Below are 526 nucleotides of genomic sequence, written 5' to 3'. Positions count from 1 at the left end.
AGCTCTCGCTAGATGGGATTCTCCAACTTGCCATAAATATAGGCTAATTCTGCGACGGTTTTGGCTGAGAACTTTTTCAGTAAGCTGGCTCGATGAACTTCCACCGTTCTCATTGCAATGCACAGCTCATCCGCAATTCGAATATTGCGCTTACCAGCAATGATCAAACGTAAGATATCTTTTTCGCGCGGCGTTAGTGATTCATACGCCGCTCTTGCCGCCACCATATCGAGGCTCGCCGCGGACTGCATCTGACCATGTAATATTGCTTGAGCCAGTTCATCGCCTTTAACTGGTTTTTGGAAAAAGTTGACCGCCCCAGCTTGCAACGCATCGACCGCCATCGGTACATCACCATGACCGGTCAGATAAATCACCGCTAATGGGCTGTGCGCCTCATTCAAAAATTGATGAACTTGCTGACCACGAAGGTTAGGCATTCGGCTATCAAGAATCACGCATCCGGCCTGATGAATGTTAACTTCGTCGAGAAAAGATTGCCCATCAGCAAAAGTCGTCACGTTAA

Annotated in this window: 1 protein-coding gene; it reads right to left on the bottom strand. The window is 47.9% G+C overall.

The window, feature by feature from the left end:
- Positions 1–8: 8 nt before the first annotated feature.
- Positions 9–526 (bottom strand): response regulator transcription factor (locus tag R7Z49_RS27445; protein ID WP_318112823.1); only part of this gene is annotated, 518 nt, incomplete at its 5' end.

The sequence above is a fragment of the Vibrio sp. 1562 genome (genome assembly GCF_033340155.1).
GTDB classification, from domain to species: domain Bacteria; phylum Pseudomonadota; class Gammaproteobacteria; order Enterobacterales; family Vibrionaceae; genus Vibrio; species Vibrio alginolyticus.
Note: the sequence above shows the minus strand (reverse complement) of the source record. Positions and strands in the feature narration are given on the sequence as shown.